The sequence below is a fragment of the Blautia acetica genome, assembly GCF_038739805.1.
In the GTDB taxonomy this organism is placed as follows: Bacteria; Bacillota; Clostridia; order Lachnospirales; family Lachnospiraceae; genus Blautia.
Map to the genome: position 1 here is coordinate 1 of NZ_JBBEWO010000058.1, position 657 is coordinate 657.

Consider the following 657-nt stretch of genomic DNA (forward strand, 5'->3'; position numbering starts at 1 on the left):
GGGTGGTGGGAGAAATCTTTAGATATAAGCAAGAACTCCTGTGCTATGATGAATGTGGGTCTGCAAAACCACAAATAAAAGCACAGGAGGTCCAAATAATGGACGTAAATAGTTTAGCTCATACAAAATGGGAATGCAAGTATCATATAGTTTTTGCACCAAAATACCGGAGACAAGTAATTTATAAACAAATACGAGCGGATGTAGGAGAAATTCTAGGATCATTATGCAGAAGAAAAGGAATAGAAATTATTGAAGCAGAGTGTTGTCCAGATCATATTCATATGCTGGTGCGAATTCCACCCAAATATTCAGTATCAGAAATAGTGGGATATCTCAAAGGAAAAAGTTCGCTCATGATATTCGAACGCCATGCAAATCTAAAATATAAATATGGAAATAGGCATTTCTGGTGTCGCGGATATTATGTAGATACAGTCGGTAAAAATACTGCAAAGATCAAAGAATATATTCAGAAACAATTAAAAGAAGATTTAGAGTATGATCAGATGTCGTTAGTAGAGTATATTGACCCGTTTACGGGTGAGCCAGTGAAGAAACACAATAAATAAAACGCTTGGAGCGTAAGTAGGAAGTCAAAGCAAACCAGCAAGCTCCTTTTGGAGCTGTGCCGGTGTAAGGAAGCACTGAAAAGCC

1 protein-coding gene is annotated in these 657 nt (G+C 37.4%); it reads left to right on the plus strand.

Annotation, left to right across the window (positions count from 1 at the left end):
* Nucleotides 1-98: 98 nt before the first annotated feature.
* The gene (gene tnpA, locus WBS51_RS15180) at nt 99-572 is read left to right on the plus strand and encodes an IS200/IS605 family transposase (RefSeq protein WP_119250607.1); all 474 of its coding nucleotides are present in this window, start codon (nt 99-101) and stop codon (nt 570-572) included.
* Nucleotides 573-657: the final 85 nt, after the last annotated feature.

Excerpts from the sequence above, each read along its gene's own strand:
- tnpA (WP_119250607.1), top strand. The coding sequence starts at position 99 with ATGGACGTAAATAGTTTAGCTCATACAAAATGGGAATGCAAGTATCAT.